The sequence below is a fragment of the Altererythrobacter sp. KTW20L genome, assembly GCF_023501975.1.
In the GTDB taxonomy this organism is placed as follows: domain Bacteria; phylum Pseudomonadota; class Alphaproteobacteria; order Sphingomonadales; family Sphingomonadaceae; genus Alteraurantiacibacter.
Genome location: NZ_JAMFLH010000005.1, coordinates 40,449 through 54,363 on the forward strand (window position 1 = coordinate 40,449; position 13,915 = coordinate 54,363).

The 13,915-nt window shown below is 65.0% G+C and carries 14 protein-coding genes; 12 read left to right on the plus strand and 2 right to left on the minus strand.

The window, feature by feature from the left end:
* Positions 1 to 139: 139 nt before the first annotated feature.
* Positions 140 to 1,519: a class II 3-deoxy-7-phosphoheptulonate synthase gene (locus M3P36_RS06020; protein ID WP_249702348.1), complete on the minus strand. Its 1,380-nt coding sequence runs from the start codon at positions 1,517 to 1,519 to the stop codon at positions 140 to 142.
* Positions 1,520 to 1,641: 122 nt separating this feature from the next.
* On the minus strand, positions 1,642 to 4,599 hold the full coding sequence (locus M3P36_RS06025) for a M16 family metallopeptidase (protein ID WP_249702349.1): 2,958 nt from the start codon (positions 4,597 to 4,599) through the stop codon (positions 1,642 to 1,644).
* A gap of 140 nt (positions 4,600 to 4,739) precedes the next feature.
* Here M3P36_RS06025 and M3P36_RS06030 point away from each other — a divergent pair, with 140 nt between their 5' ends.
* From M3P36_RS06030 to M3P36_RS06085, 12 genes are all read left to right on the plus strand, one after another.
* Complete coding sequence (locus tag M3P36_RS06030; protein ID WP_249702350.1) at positions 4,740 to 5,321, plus strand: NifU family protein; 582 nt, start codon at positions 4,740 to 4,742, stop codon at positions 5,319 to 5,321.
* Complete coding sequence (locus M3P36_RS06035) at positions 5,321 to 5,926, plus strand: malonic semialdehyde reductase (protein WP_249702351.1); 606 nt, start codon at positions 5,321 to 5,323, stop codon at positions 5,924 to 5,926. Before M3P36_RS06030 ends, M3P36_RS06035 begins: the two co-directional genes overlap by 1 nt.
* Positions 5,927 to 5,938: 12 nt before the next feature.
* A complete protein-coding gene (tsaB, locus tag M3P36_RS06040) occupies positions 5,939 to 6,565 on the plus strand; it encodes a tRNA (adenosine(37)-N6)-threonylcarbamoyltransferase complex dimerization subunit type 1 TsaB (protein ID WP_249702352.1) in 627 nt (208 codons plus the stop codon).
* Positions 6,562 to 7,035, plus strand: coding sequence for a GNAT family N-acetyltransferase (locus M3P36_RS06045; protein WP_349630546.1), 474 nt, complete (start codon positions 6,562 to 6,564; stop codon positions 7,033 to 7,035). The genes tsaB and M3P36_RS06045 overlap by 4 nt, the downstream gene beginning before the upstream one ends.
* Positions 7,036 to 7,197: 162 nt before the next feature.
* Complete coding sequence (locus tag M3P36_RS06050) at positions 7,198 to 7,635, plus strand: Ros/MucR family transcriptional regulator (protein ID WP_249702353.1); 438 nt, start codon at positions 7,198 to 7,200, stop codon at positions 7,633 to 7,635.
* 114 nt (positions 7,636 to 7,749) lie between these two features.
* Positions 7,750 to 8,175: a Fur family transcriptional regulator gene (locus tag M3P36_RS06055; protein WP_249702354.1), complete on the plus strand. Its 426-nt coding sequence runs from the start codon at positions 7,750 to 7,752 to the stop codon at positions 8,173 to 8,175.
* A gap of 7 nt (positions 8,176 to 8,182) precedes the next feature.
* A complete protein-coding gene (locus M3P36_RS06060) occupies positions 8,183 to 8,938 on the plus strand; it encodes a lysophospholipid acyltransferase family protein (RefSeq protein ID WP_249702355.1) in 756 nt (251 codons plus the stop codon).
* A gap of 12 nt (positions 8,939 to 8,950) precedes the next feature.
* Positions 8,951 to 10,294, plus strand: coding sequence for a tRNA (N6-isopentenyl adenosine(37)-C2)-methylthiotransferase MiaB (gene miaB, locus M3P36_RS06065; RefSeq protein ID WP_249702356.1), 1,344 nt, complete (start codon positions 8,951 to 8,953; stop codon positions 10,292 to 10,294).
* A gap of 111 nt (positions 10,295 to 10,405) precedes the next feature.
* Complete coding sequence (locus M3P36_RS06070) at positions 10,406 to 11,452, plus strand: PhoH family protein (protein WP_249702357.1); 1,047 nt, start codon at positions 10,406 to 10,408, stop codon at positions 11,450 to 11,452.
* Positions 11,453 to 11,478: 26 nt separating this feature from the next.
* Positions 11,479 to 11,967 carry an rRNA maturation RNase YbeY gene (gene ybeY, locus M3P36_RS06075; RefSeq protein WP_249702358.1) on the plus strand — a complete coding sequence of 163 codons (489 nt, stop codon included), beginning with the start codon at positions 11,479 to 11,481 and terminating at the stop codon, positions 11,965 to 11,967.
* Between the two features lie 23 nt (positions 11,968 to 11,990).
* Positions 11,991 to 12,938 (plus strand): hemolysin family protein, encoded by a 948-nt coding sequence (locus M3P36_RS06080; protein ID WP_249702359.1) that lies wholly within the window; start codon positions 11,991 to 11,993, stop codon positions 12,936 to 12,938.
* An 81-nt stretch (positions 12,939 to 13,019) separates the two neighbouring features.
* Positions 13,020 to 13,898, plus strand: coding sequence for a LysR family transcriptional regulator (locus M3P36_RS06085; protein WP_249702360.1), 879 nt, complete (start codon positions 13,020 to 13,022; stop codon positions 13,896 to 13,898).
* Positions 13,899 to 13,915: the final 17 nt, after the last annotated feature.

Sequence of the window (13,915 nt, forward strand, 5' to 3'; positions counted from 1 at the left end):
ATTGGTGATGCCGGATAGCTAACCAATTGGGAGACCAAAGTGAGTGAGCTCGCTTTAGTCGCAAACCACCCTCATTCAGGAGGTATCGCACCTCATCGCCGAAACCTGAAAGCAGACTTGGGGAGGACCACCCAACTCCTCAGGCCGCGTCGGCGCGCCGCTCGGACAGTTCCAGGTTCAGCATTTCAGCCAGCGTGAACGCGATCTCCAGCGACTGCGCCGCGTTCAAACGCGGGTCGCAGTGGGTGTGATAGCGGTCGGCGAGGCCGGCATCGGTGATCGCCACGGCGCCGCCGGTGCATTCGGTCACGTCCTGCCCGGTCATTTCCAGGTGGATACCGCCAGCGTGGGTGCCTTCGGCGCGGTGGACGGCGAAGAAGCCCTTGATCTCGGCCATGATCCGGTCGAAGGGCCGCGTCTTGTAGCCACTATCGCTCTTGATGACGTTGCCGTGCATCGGGTCGCAGCTCCACACCACCGGATGCCCCGCACGCTCGACAGCGCGGATCAGCGGCGGCAGGCCGGCTTCCACCTTGTCGTGCCCGAAGCGGGCAATCAGCGTCATCCGCCCGGCTTCATGCGCGGGGTTGAGTGTGTCGAGCATGCGCAGCAGCGCGTCCGGCTCCAGGCTGGGGCCGCACTTCATGCCGATGGGGTTGTTGATGCCGCGCATGAATTCGACATGGGCCGAATCCGCAAAGCGCGTGCGGTCGCCGATCCACAGCATGTGGGCCGAACAATCGTACCAGTCGCCAGTCAGCGAATCCTGCCGGGTCATGGCTTCCTCGTAAGGCAGCAGCAGGGCTTCGTGGCTGGTGTAGAGGCTGGCCATCTTGAGCTGCGGCTGGTCCTCGATATCGATCCCGCAGGCTTCCATGAAGTCGAGCGATTCGCCGATCCGGTCGGCGATCGACTTGTACTGGTCGGCCCAGGCGCTGCGGCCCATGAAATCCAGCGTCCACTGGTGGACCTGGCGCAGGTTGGCGTAGCCGCCCGTGGTGAAGGCGCGCAGCAGGTTGAGCGTGGCCGCCGCCTGGCTGTAGGCGCGGATCATCCGCTGCGGATCGTTGCGGCGGCTGTCGGGATTGAAGTCGATCCCGTTGATGTTGTCGCCATAGTAGCTGGGCAGTTCCACCCCGCCGATCGTCTCGGTCGCGGCGCTGCGCGGCTTGGCGAACTGGCCCGCCATGCGCGCCACCTTCACCACCGGCATCTTGCTGGCATAGGTGAGGACAGCCGCCATCTGCAGGATTACGCGCAGCGTGTCGCGGATGTTGTTCGGCGTGAATTCGGCGAAGCTTTCGGCACAGTCGCCGCCCTGCAGCAAGAAGGCATTGCCCGCCGCCACATCGCCCAGCTTGGATTTCAGCGCCCGCGCCTCGCCCGCAAAGACCAGCGGCGGGAACCCAGCGAGCACGCGCTCGGCCTCGGCCAGCTCGGCCGTGTCTTCATAGTGGGGCAGGTGCTTTGCGACGAAGGCATCCTGCTTCCAGCTATCGGGGTTCCATTTGTGTGCCACTTTATGCGTTCCAATAATGCCCCGCAGTTCCGGCAAAGCCGGTTCCCGCGATGGTAGTGCTAGGGGAAAGTGGCCTCTAGTCGCGACTCGTCAAGGGCGCAAAGGTTACTTTGGTTATGGTTTCACCGGCCACTTGGGACATTCGCTGAACCTGCCACGTCTGCAGGACGCGGCAGGACCACAACCTTGTAGCCATCGTGCGCTGTCAGGTAGCGCTGCGCCAGTGCCTGCATTTCCTCTGCCGTGGTGAGGATATAGTCCGCCGCCAGCGTCGGCAGGTGCGCCACCCGGTATGGATCGAACGCCGAACCCTCTATTTCGTTGAGCCAGAAGCCGTGCCCGGTCTGCGCGCGGAAGATATAGTTGCGCATGGGCTCGATCACACGGTCCAGTTCGTCCCGGGTCGGGCCGTTGGCGGCAAGATCGGCGACGATCTCGTCCACGATGGTGTAGAACGCGGGAATGTCCTGCGGGGCCATCTGCACCAGCGCCAGCACATAGCCGCCGCCTTCCATGTCGAGCGGCCAGTTGGATATCGCCGTGGGCGTGTAGGACGATCCGCCGGTTTCGCGCAGCCCGTCGAGCAGGCGGTTGCCGACCAGTTGCGACAGCACTTCCAGCTTGCGGGCTTGCGGCAGCCCGGCCGATCCGCCGCCGGTGGGCCAGGCGATCAGGGCCGCGCCCTGGTCCGCGTCGCCGCCGTGATAGAGTTCGACCGGCACTTGATTGGCCGCAGCAAAGCCTGGCGGATCGAGCACGGGCAGTTCATCACCGCGCGGGTCGAGCGCGCCGAAGGTACGGCCCAGTGCCTCGATCGTGGCGGCAGGGTCGATATCGCCGAACACGGCCACTTCAATCGGTCCTTCGGCCAGCATACGGCTCCACACCCGGCGGAATTCGCTGGCAGTTGCGGCGCGCAGCACATCGGGCGTGGCGCTGCGGAAGCGCGGATCGCCATCGCGCAGCAGCGTTTGCAACTCGCGGCCCAGCACGCTCATCGGATCTCCGTCTTGTGAATCGTAGCTCAAGAGCGCGCTCGCCTTGGCGCGCTCCACCGGAGCGACGTCCCACCGCGGATTGTCGAGCTTGGCGGCAAACAGGTAGAGCTGGTCTTCCAGATCCTCGGCGCGGGTGATGCCTTCGAAGGTGAAAATCCCCTCCTCGATACCGAAGCCGAACGACAGCTTGCGGCCCGCGCCGATGCGGTCGAGCTCGTTCTGGCCGAGCGGACCTAGGCCAGAATTGACCAGCGCGCGCTGGCCCAGTTCGGCATAGACCGCCTCCTCGGAGGTAAAGCCCGCGCGGCCATGTCCGAAGCGCACCCGCACGGTTACGCGGCCCGGCTCGTTATCGCCGCTGGGCCGCATCAGGGCGCGCACGCCGTTGGGAAAAACGATCCGCTCGGTCGAGCTAACCAGCCCCGGCCCCAGCGGCTCGCGCAGCATGGGCAGGCTGGGAGTGCCGATCGGCGGCAGATCGGCGAAACTCACCGCCGGGCCGTCGTTGCGCGCCAGCATCGCCGTTTCCACCGGGGCGAGCAGGGCATCGCGCAGGTCTGCCGGAGTGGCCTCGCCCACCTGCGGGGTCAGCAGCACGCCGCGCACTACATCGCCGGTGAACAGTTGCCGGGTGTGCTGCAGCAGCAGTTCTGGGGTGAGCCGGTCGGTCATCGAGCGGAACACCGAGAGGAAAGTCTCGGGCGCTGCCACGGCCTCGCGGATATCGACCGCGCCGACCAGGTTGTCGGCCAGCCGCGATCCGGCCTGGATCCGTTCCTGCCCGACCATGTCCACGAAAGCCACATCGAGCTGGGCCACGGCCTGATCGATCTCGGACTGGGCCGGTGGGGTCTCCAGCGCATCGGCGATCACCGCGCGCACTTCGGCCAGGGCGGTCTTCCAGTCGTCGGTCAGGGGCGTGACCGAAATGAAGGTGGCATCGGCCGAACGGCTGGTCTTGTCCTGCTGCACCTGGGCGTAGAGATAGCTCGATCCGGCGCGGGCCTGTTCTTCCAGCCGCCGGTTGACGATCGCCTGGGCGATGGAATCGGCCATCAGGCCGCGGTTGTATTCAAGGTTGTCCAGCACCTCGACCCACGGGCGCATTACGGCAAAGGTGAGCGAGCGCGGCTGGCCCGCTTCCACGATCACGGCAGTCTCGCCCACAGGGTTGGCCGGATCGGTCCCCGCCGGTGCCACAGGCTGGCCGAAATCGGGTTCGGGCGTCACTTCGCCCGGCACTTCCCAGTCACCGAAATGCCGCTCCACCATTGCCGCGAGCACTTGCGGGCTGGCATCGCCAACCATGACGACCACGGTGTTCTGCGGGCGATACCAGCGCTGGTGGAAAGCGCGGACGCTTTCTGCCGAAGCGCCTTGCAGGGCTTCAACCGTACCCATCGGCGCGCGCTGGGCGAGCAACTGGCCGGAATAGAGCAGTTCGCGCATGGCCACGGCGATGCGCAGGTCCGCCCCCAGCCGCTCGCGCCGCTCGGCCAGCACTACCGGCACGTCGGCCGCGAGGTTTTCCGCCGACAGGGTGGGTTCCTGGATCATGCCGGCAAACAGCATCATCGACTGTTCCAGCCGGTCGCGGAAGGCGTTGGGCAGGTCGAGCTGGTAAACCGTCTGGGTAGGCGTGGTGACGGCATTGGTATCGAACCCCAATGACGCGCCCCAGCGCTGGAAATGCGGGATGGCCTCGCCCGGGCCGAAATGGCGCGACTGGCGGAAGGTTAGGTGTTCGACCAGGTGGGCATAGCCCAGCTCGCTATCGCTTTCGTGGAGCGATCCGGCATCGATCCGCACGCGGATCGACACCTGGCACGGCGGCACTTCGTTCTGCCGCACGGCATAGCGCACCCCGTTGGGCAGTTCGCCCATCAGCCATTGGCTATCGATCGGAATATCCGTGCCGCGATAGATCCACGGATCGTCGGGCATGGCAAAGGCGGGCACATCGGCAGCGCTTGCCACACCGATGGAGCAATCCTCCTGTGCCAGCAGCGGGGCCGGAGCGAGCAGGACGAAGGGCAACAGTGCACGCGCAAGGAATCGCGGCAGCGGGGAATGGAAGGTCATGGGCGCACTATAGGCCAGCCAAGGGATGAAGGCTTGGTGAATATGCGCCCCAGTCCGTCAAAGCCCCCCCCAAGCGGGACTTGTCGGTACGACAGTTTTGCCGCCTTGTGATGCATCGGCGAGGCTCCTACATCGGGACCATGTTCATAGAAACCGAAACCACCCCGAACCCCGCCACGCTGAAATTCCTGCCCGGCCAGCAGGTCATGCCGTCTGGCACCCGCGACTTCGCCTCGCCCGAAGATGCCGAGGCCTCGCCGCTGGCCCAGGCGCTGTTCGACACCGGCGAGGTGAGCGGCGTGTTCTTCGGCTCCAGCTTCGTGTCGGTCACTGCCGCACCGGGCGTCAACTGGAGCGACCTGAAACCGCAGGTCGTGGCCGTGCTGCTCGACCATTTCGTGTCGCAGGCTCCGCTGTTCAACGCACCCAGCGCCGGCGGCATCGCCGTTCCGGCGGAAGAAGACGCGCTGCTCTATGCCGACGATCCGGCCCAGGCCGACGTGGTCGAACAGATCAAGGAACTGCTCGAAACCCGCGTCCGCCCGGCCGTTGCCAGCGACGGGGGCGATATCCGCTACCGGGGCTTCCACGAAGGCGTGGTCTATCTGCAGATGCAGGGCGCCTGTTCGGGCTGCCCCAGCTCTACCGCCACGCTCAAGCAGGGGATCGAAGGGTTGCTGAAGCATTATGTCCCCGAGGTGAGCGAAGTAAGGGCCGCCTGATGGCCGCCCCGCTCGACAATCACGCGCTCGACCAGTTGTTCCGCGAAGCGCAGACCCATCAGTGGTTCGATGGCCGTCCGGTCAGTGTGGAGCAGATCCATGCCATCTGGGACCTGTTGAAGATGGGTCCCACCTCGATGAACCAGCAGCCGGTGCGGATCGTCTGGTGCCACAGCCAGGAAGCCAAGGACCGGCTGGCCGCCCATGCCGCCAAGGGCAATGTGGACAAGGTGAAGAACGCGCCGGTCTGCGCCATCGTGGCAATGGACACCGAATTCCACGAACACATGGCCGAGCTGTTCCCCCATGGCGACGGCAAGGCCGCGTTCGGCGGGACCGAGCCTGCCCGCGTGGAAGCGCGCCGCACCAGCGCCTTCCGCAACGGCACCTTGCAAGGCGCCTACCTGATCCTGGCGGCGCGCGCGCTGGGCCTCGATTGCGGGCCGATGTCGGGGTTCAACAATGCCGCGGTCGATGCCGATTTCCTGGCCGACCAGCCGAGCTGGAAAAGCAACTTCATCTGCTCGATCGGTTATGGTGATCGGGCCAAGGCGCATCCGCGCCTGCCCCGCCCGTCCTTCGACCAGTTCAACCGCCTGCTCTGAGCACCCGCTTCCATGCGCATTCTCGCCATCGAAAGCGCGACCGAGGCCTGCTCGGTGGCCCTGTTCGACAATGGCAGCCTGCTCGGGCATTTCCACGAAGTGCTGGGCCGCGGCCATGCCGAACACCTTGTCCCGGCGATTGCCGCCCTGCCCGGCAAGGGCCGCGCCGACCGGATAGTCGTCTCGCTTGGTCCCGGCAGCTTCACCGGCGTGCGCATCGGGCTGGCAGCGGCGCGCGCCCTGGGGCTGGCGTGGACCTGCGAAGTGCTGGGCTATCCCACGCTGGCGCTGGTCGCCACCATGGCCCGCGCCGCGCATCCGGGCGAGCCCGTTACCGTGTGCATGACCGGAGGGCACGGAGAATGGTTCGTGCAGCCGTTCGGCCCATCGGGCATGCCTGATGGCCCATGGGCATCCGTGACACCGCAGGCGGCCCTGGCTTCCGATGACAACCGCCTTATCGCGGGTAACAAAGCACGCGAGCTGGCGGAACTGGGGGATGGCAACAAGGTTGCGCTCGACCTGCTGCCCGATGCGCGCCACGCCCTGTCCCTCCCCCCTGCCCTGTTCACGGCGGACCTTGCGCCGATCTATGGCCGGGCGCCCGATGCGAAATTGCCGGGCGGATTGGCGGCGTGATCGCCGTCCCGTTCGATCCGGTCGATGCCATAATGGCGGTAATGCATGCCGCTTTCGATCCGGCCTATGGCGAGGCATGGAACCGTCGCCAGATCGGCGATACGCTCGTGCAGGAAACCAGCCATTTCCTTCTGTTCGATGCCGATGGACGCGTGCCTGCCAGCGTGGAACAGACCGCCGGGTTCACCCTCAGCCGCAAGGTGCTGGAAGAAGAAGAAGAACTGCTGCTGATCGCTGTCGTCCCGCAGGCGCGCGGGCGCGGAGTAGGCAGCGCTTTGCTGCGGCAGTTCATCGAAACGGCAACGGCGCGCGGCTCCAACCGGTTGTTTCTGGAAATGCGGGCAGGCAATCCGGCGCAGGCGCTCTACCTGCGGCACGGGTTCGCACCGGTCGGTCGGCGGATAAACTACTACCGCACGGGAACCAACGGCCCCTGCGACGCTATTACCTATGCCAGGTCGGCCAGTTAGAGTAAATTTGGAGGAAATTTCCTTCGTTCGTGCTTCTACTGCCCTTGCATTGTGAAATTCGCTGGTGCAGTGCCGTAAACGGTACCGACTCCAACAGCTCTTTGCCGAACGGGTTTGTGCCCAAAAAACAACGTCGCAGAACAGATTTATTCCGAGGTAACAATGGAAAACCTTCAAAACGACATGAACGAAATGCTGATCACGCTGACAGCGGATATCGTTACCGCACATGTCGCCAATAACGATGTCGCCGTGGCCGATGTGGCTTCGCTCATCTCCAACGTACACGCCGCTCTTGCCGCACTGGGCAATGAAGCGCCCGCGCCAGCCCGGCCCGAACCGGCGGTTTCGATCCGCGCTTCGATCAAGCCGGAATACATCGTTTGCCTCGAAGACGGCAAAAAGATGAAGATGCTCAAGCGCCACCTGATGACGTCCTATGGCCTTACGCCCGAACAGTATCGCGAGCGTTGGGGCCTGCCGGCCGACTATCCCATGGTCGCGCCCGACTATGCTGAAAAGCGCCGCGAACTGGCCAAGAAGATCGGCCTCGGCCGCCAGCCGGGCCAGCGCCGTGGACGCCGGAAAAAGGTCGTCTAAGCAATAGACCAGACAGGGCTTTGGCCCAAGCCGGTTGAAAATGCGCCCCGCCCCTTTCATAGTGGCGGGGCGTGTTGCATAACGACGCCTGAAACAGGGCGCAGGATCAAACTATTGTCTAACTCCAGGATTGACCTCGAAGCATTGTGTGCCGAACGCGGGCTGCGCATTACCGAGCAGCGCCGCGTGATCGCGCGCGTCTTGTCCGACAGCCAGGACCACCCCGATGTGGAAGCGCTGCACGCCCGCGCTGCGGCTATCGATTCCAAGATCTCGATTGCCACGGTCTATCGCACCGTGCGCCTGTTCGAGGAGGCGGGCATTCTCGACCGGCACGATTTCGGTGATGGCCGCGCGCGCTATGAAGCTGCGCCCGAAGCCCATCACGATCACCTGATCGATGTGGAATCGGGCAAGGTCCTCGAATTCGTCGATCCCGAACTTGAAGCCCTGCAAAAAGTCATCGCCGAAAAGCTGGGCTACCGGCTGGTCGATCACCGGATGGAGCTGTACGGCGTCCGCATCGACCGGGAGGACTGAGCAGCAGGTGTCGGGCGATCGGCTCGGCTGGCGCTGGCTGCTCGTCTATGGGCGGGTGTCCCTGTGGGTGCTGCTGTTTGCGCTGGTCATTGTCCCCCACCTGTTACTGAGCCTGCTGGGCCGGCGCGACCTGTTGCCGCCCCTGTTTCTGGGCGCACTGGCCCGCATTGCCGGGGTCCGCACGCGCGTGGTGGGCAAGCCGCTGCCCCATGCCCTGTTGCTGGGCAATCACCTGAGCTGGATCGACGTGCTGGTGCTGGCAGGCGCCAGCCGCACCGCCTTTGTCGCCCATGCCGGGCTGTCGGACCACCTGGCGCTCGAATGGCTGTGCCTGCAGAACGACACGCTGTTCGTCACCCGCGACCAGCGCGGGACCGTGGCGGCGCAAGTGGGCATGGTGGTGGAACGGCTGGGCAGGCGGCGGCTGACGATCTTTCCCGAGGCAACCACCGGCGATGGCCGCACCCTGCTGCCCTTCCGCTCCAGCCTGCTGAGCGCGGTGGAGCGCCTGCCGCACGATATCACCGTCCAGCCCTTCGCGCTCGATTTCGAGGATGCGAAGGCCATTGCCTGGGTAGGCGATGAGCCGGGCCTGACCAATTTCCGCAAGATCATGGCCCGCACCAAGCCGATCCTGCTGACGATCCGCTTCCTCGAACCGCTGAACGGCGCGGAGCTGACCAATCGCAAGACGATGGCGGCGGCGGCCCAAGGCCGCATCGCCGCCGCGCTGGGTCTGGAAATCAGTGCGCCGCTGGCGTAAGGGGCGCGCTCCATGACGAACCCCGCTTCCCCCAAGACCTACAGGGTCAAGAGCTTCGGCTGCCAGATGAACGTCTATGATGGCGAGCGCATGGCCGAACTGCTGGCCCAGCAGGGCATCGCCCCTGCGCCCGAAGGCGAGGAGGCGGACCTGGTGGTGCTCAACACCTGCCACATCCGCGAGAAGGCGGCTGAGAAGGTCTATTCCGACATCGGCCGGCTGGTGAAGGCGGGCCGCGCGGCGGGCAGGGAACCGATGATCGCGGTGGCCGGCTGCGTCGCCCAGGCCGAGGGCGAGGAGATCATGGCGCGGGCTCCTTCCGTGTCGATGGTCGTCGGCCCGCAGGCCTATCACCGCCTGCCCGACATGATCGAACGCGCCAGCCGGGGCGAGCACGCAACCGATACCGATATGCCCGAGGACGCCAAGTTTGCCGCCCTGCCCAAGCGGCGCAAGGTGGGCCCGAGCGCCTTCCTCACCATCCAGGAAGGGTGCGACAAGTTCTGTACCTATTGCGTGGTACCCTATACCCGAGGCGCGGAAATATCGCGTCCATTCAGCGATTTGCTGCGCGAAGCGGAGACACTGGTTGCAGCAGGCGCGGTCGAGATCACGCTGCTGGGGCAGAACGTCAACGCCTGGACCGGGACCGACGATGCAGGCCGGGACATCGGGTTCGACGGGCTGGTGAAAGCCGTTGCCAAACTGCCCGAATTGCAGCGCATCCGCTATACCACCAGCCACCCGATGGACGTGACCGATGGCATGATTGCCATGCATGGCGAGGTCGACAAGCTGATGCCCTACCTCCACCTGCCGGTGCAGAGCGGGTCCAACCGGGTGCTCAAAGCCATGAACCGGAGCCACGATGCGGCAGGCTATCTCAAGCTGCTCGACCGCTTCCGCGCCGTGCGGCCCGATCTTGCTCTGTCGGGCGATTTCATCGTCGGCTTCCCGGGCGAGACCGAGGCAGAATTTGCCGAGACCCTGGCGCTGGTGGACGCAGTGAAATATGCCGCCGCCTTCAGCTTCAAGTACAGCCCCCGCCCCGGCACCCCTGCCGCATCGATGGACGGACAGGTGGCGCAGGAAGTGATGGAAGACCGCCTCGCCCGCCTGCAGGCCTCGCTCAACCGCGACCAGCTCGCCTTCAACCAGGCCACCGTGGGCCGCACCTGCGAGGTGCTGGTGGAACGCAAGGGCAAGCTGCCCGGCCAGTGGCTCGGCAAGTCGCCCTGGCTTCAATCGGTGTGGTTCGCAGGCGATGTGGTGATCGGCGACATTGTGCGGGTGGAACTGGCCGAGGCAGGTCCGAACTCGCTCGAAGGACGGCTGCTGGAACGCGCGACAGCCTGAACGGCCGTTTGTGGCAAACGGGTTACTTTCCACCGCAGACTGCGCCAAGCCATCTTGCCAGCGGGCGGGTGCGGCCTACCTTGGTGTCACCTGACCACCCGAAAGGAATCGATGGCCCGCAAGACTCCCAGCGCCGACAGGACGAGCGCCTTCGTCCATCCCGAAGACCGCCGCGATCATGCGCGTCGCGCCAGGGTGGAGGTGGAGTTCGAGGAGCAGACGATGCTCGGCGCACTGTTCGGTGAATTCGACGCCAACCTGGTGCTGCTGGAGAACCGGCTAGGCGTTTATATCGGAGCGCGCGGCAACCGGCTGGTGATCGAAGGGGCAGAGGATGACGTCGCCCGGGCCCGCGAAGTCCTGCAGAAGCTGCACCAGCGGCTGCAAACCGGGCAGGAAGTGGACAGCGGCCTGATCGAATCGCTGATCACCATGACCAACGAACCGGTGTTCGATGGCATCATCCCCGAAGGCAGCGCCGCCCTGCCTCCGATCATGATCCGCACCCGCAAGAAGACCATCGCCCCGCGCACCGCGATGCAGGCCGATTACATGCGCCAGCTTGCCAGCCGCGAGATGATCTTTGCGCTTGGTCCGGCAGGCACCGGCAAGACCTACCTCGCCGTGGCCCAGGCGGTCAGCCAGCTCATCACCGGCAGCGTGCAGCGGCTGATCCTCAGCCGTCCGGCGGTGGAGGCGGGCGAGAAGCTGGGCTTCCTGCCGGGTGACATGAAGGAGAAGGTCGATCCCTATCTCCGTCCGCTGTATGATGCCTTGTTCGACTGCATGCCGCCCGAACAGGTGGAACGGCGGCTGGCTTCGGGCGAAATCGAGATCGCGCCCATCGCCTTCATGCGCGGCCGCACCCTGGCCGATGCCTTCGTGATCCTGGACGAGGCGCAGAACACCACGCGCGAGCAGATGAAGATGTTCCTCACCCGCTTCGGCCAGAACAGCCGCATGGTGATCTGCGGCGATCCCAAGCAGGTCGACATCCCCGGCGGCGTAGGCATGAGCGGCCTCGCCGATGCGGTGGCCCGGCTTGAAGGCGTCGAAGGCATCGGCGTGACCCGCTTCACCGTGGCCGACGTGGTCCGCCACCCGATCGTGGGGCGCATCGTGGAGGCTTATGAAGGCGAAGGGCGGGCTATACCCTGAGCCTGTTTCACGGCTAGGGGCCGCTGATGAACCTCGACATCGCCATCGAAAGCCCCTGGCCCGACAGCTTCGACTGGGAGGCGCTGGCGGCTCGTGCTGCCACTGCCGCTGCGCAAGTTGTGACCGAACTGGCCAATGGGCGCCTCGAAGCCAGCCTGCTGTTTACCAGCGACGCCGAAATCCACGCGCTCAACCGCGAATGGCGGGACCGCGACAAGCCGACCAACGTGCTGTCGTTCCCCATGCTCGAACGCGACGAGCTGCTATGCCTGGCCACCGATGGCCCGCCCGAAATGCTGGGCGACATTGCGCTGGCCCATCAAACCTGCGCCCGTGAAGCGGCGGAAAAGGGCGTGTCGCTGGAACACCACGCCGCCCACCTGATCGTCCACGGACTGCTCCACCTGGCCGGGCACGACCACGAGATATCCCCCGCCGATGCCGAGGCGATGGAGGCGCTGGAAGTAAAGGCGCTTGCGCTGATGGGGGTACAGGACCCATATGGCGACGATTGACAACATGAGGAATCACAAGGGCGATGCCCGACAATAGCAGAAGTGACGACACCCAACCGGGAGACGCGGACAGTAGCAGCAATGGTGGCGGCCTGTGGAGCGCCATCCGGTCGCTGTTCGAGGAAAACGAAGGCCCGTCCCTGCGCGAGCAGCTGGAAGAGGCAATCGACGAGCACGAGGACGAGAAGGCATCGGGTGACAAGCCCGAGAAGAAATCGCCCGGCGACCTGTCCTCTGCCGAACTCACCATGCTCAGGAACCTGCTCCATTTCAGCGAGCATGACGCCGACGACATCGCCGTGCCGCGCGGACAGATCATTGCCATCGATGCCTCGTCGAGCTGGGACGATCTGGTCGCGCTGTTTGCCGAACATGGCCACTCGCGCATCCCGGTCTATCGTGACCAGCTCGATGATGTGATCGGCATGATGCACATCAAGGATGTCTTCGGCTTCCTGGCCGAGAAGCGCGATCCACCGGCCGACTGGACCACGCTGATGCGCCAGCCGCTCTATGTGCCGCAGGCACGCGGGGCGCTGGACGTGCTGGCCGACATGCGCGCCCGCAAGACCCACCTGGCCATCGTGCTCGACGAATTTTCCGGCACCGACGGCCTCATCACCATCGAGGACCTGGTCGAGGAAATCGTCGGCGATATCGAGGACGAGCACGACGACGATCCGATCGAACTGGTGGTGTCGCTGGGCGATGGTATGTGGGATGCCCATGCCCTAGCCGAGCTGGAGGACGTGGCCCGCACCGTGGGCGATCCGCGCATCGCCGAAGTGGACGAGGCGGTCGATACCCTGGGCGGTCTCGCCTTCGTGCTGGCGGGGCAAGTGCCGCAACCGGGCGCCATGCTGGCTCACCCCAGCGGCTGGACCATCGAAGTGGTCGAGGGCGACGAAACCCACGTCACCCGCCTCCGCCTTCATGCACCTGTGGCCGAAGAGTTGCGAAACAGCGGATAAGTCCGCTTTTCCTCCATCCTGGTTGCAAGGCTCCTCGACACAAGTTGCATCTTTTGCAATTATGGATTCGACGGGATCACAATGCGTAGACTGCCACCCTTGCGTGCCCTTGAGGCATTCGTGCGCACCGTGCGGCTGGGTTCCGCGCGCGCGGCGGCGACAGAGCTCGGCCTCAGTCCGTCGGCCCTGTCACGCCGGATCAGCAATCTGGAGGATTTCACCGGCAAAAAGCTGTTCTCGCGCTCGGGCCAGGTGATGAAGCTGACCGACGAGGGGCGGACGTTCTACGATGCCGTCAGCCCTCATCTTGAAACGCTGGCCGCCGCGGTGGAAGCCCAGTCCGAAAGCCTGCAGACGCTGCGGCTGCGGCTGGGCGTGATGCCCCTGTTCGGCACCCAGCGCCTGTTCCCCAAACTGCCCGAACTGCGCCAGTTGCATCCGCGCCTGCACCTCGACATCGATACAGGCCCTCACCTGGAGGACCGGGTGGGTGATACGTTGGACGCGGCGATCGCGCTGTGTACCACGCCCGACAAGAGCTTCCACGCCGTGCGGCTCGACGAGAACAGCGTCCACGCCATCTGCTCGCGCCCACTGGCGGAAAAGCTCGGGACGGTGCCCGACCTGGATTTGCTGGAGAAGCAGACATTCCTGGTCCACACCGACATGGAGCTGAGTTTCGATGCCTGGAAAAAGGCGCTTGGCCTGCAGAAGCTGCAACCCGTGGCAGTGGACCATTACGATTCGGGCCAGCTGATCCTGGAAGCGGCGGCGCAGGGGCTTGGCATTGCGATCATGCATGACGATCACATGGTGCGGAACGCCGATCCGCGGATCGTGGGGCTGTATGACCAGAAGATTGCCAGCCCCTATTCCTACTGGTTCCTGTGCAAGCCGGTCGATCTGGACGCGCGCCCCTTGCGGATTTTCCATGACTGGATCGTCAATGCCGGGCTCTGAATCCGGGCTCTTTCCCT

Excerpts from the sequence above, each read along its gene's own strand:
- M3P36_RS06025 (WP_249702349.1), bottom strand. The coding sequence starts at position 4,599 with ATGACCTTCCATTCCCCGCTGCCGCGATTCCTTGCGCGTGCACTGTTG.
- M3P36_RS06030 (WP_249702350.1), top strand. The coding sequence starts at position 4,740 with ATGTTCATAGAAACCGAAACCACCCCGAACCCCGCCACGCTGAAATTC.
- M3P36_RS06035 (WP_249702351.1), top strand. The coding sequence starts at position 5,321 with ATGGCCGCCCCGCTCGACAATCACGCGCTCGACCAGTTGTTCCGCGAA.
- tsaB (WP_249702352.1), top strand. The coding sequence starts at position 5,939 with ATGCGCATTCTCGCCATCGAAAGCGCGACCGAGGCCTGCTCGGTGGCC.
- M3P36_RS06050 (WP_249702353.1), top strand. The coding sequence starts at position 7,198 with ATGGAAAACCTTCAAAACGACATGAACGAAATGCTGATCACGCTGACA.
- miaB (WP_249702356.1), top strand. The coding sequence starts at position 8,951 with ATGACGAACCCCGCTTCCCCCAAGACCTACAGGGTCAAGAGCTTCGGC.
- M3P36_RS06070 (WP_249702357.1), top strand. The coding sequence starts at position 10,406 with ATGGCCCGCAAGACTCCCAGCGCCGACAGGACGAGCGCCTTCGTCCAT.
- ybeY (WP_249702358.1), top strand. The coding sequence starts at position 11,479 with ATGAACCTCGACATCGCCATCGAAAGCCCCTGGCCCGACAGCTTCGAC.
- M3P36_RS06080 (WP_249702359.1), top strand. The coding sequence starts at position 11,991 with ATGCCCGACAATAGCAGAAGTGACGACACCCAACCGGGAGACGCGGAC.
- M3P36_RS06085 (WP_249702360.1), top strand. The coding sequence starts at position 13,020 with ATGCGTAGACTGCCACCCTTGCGTGCCCTTGAGGCATTCGTGCGCACC.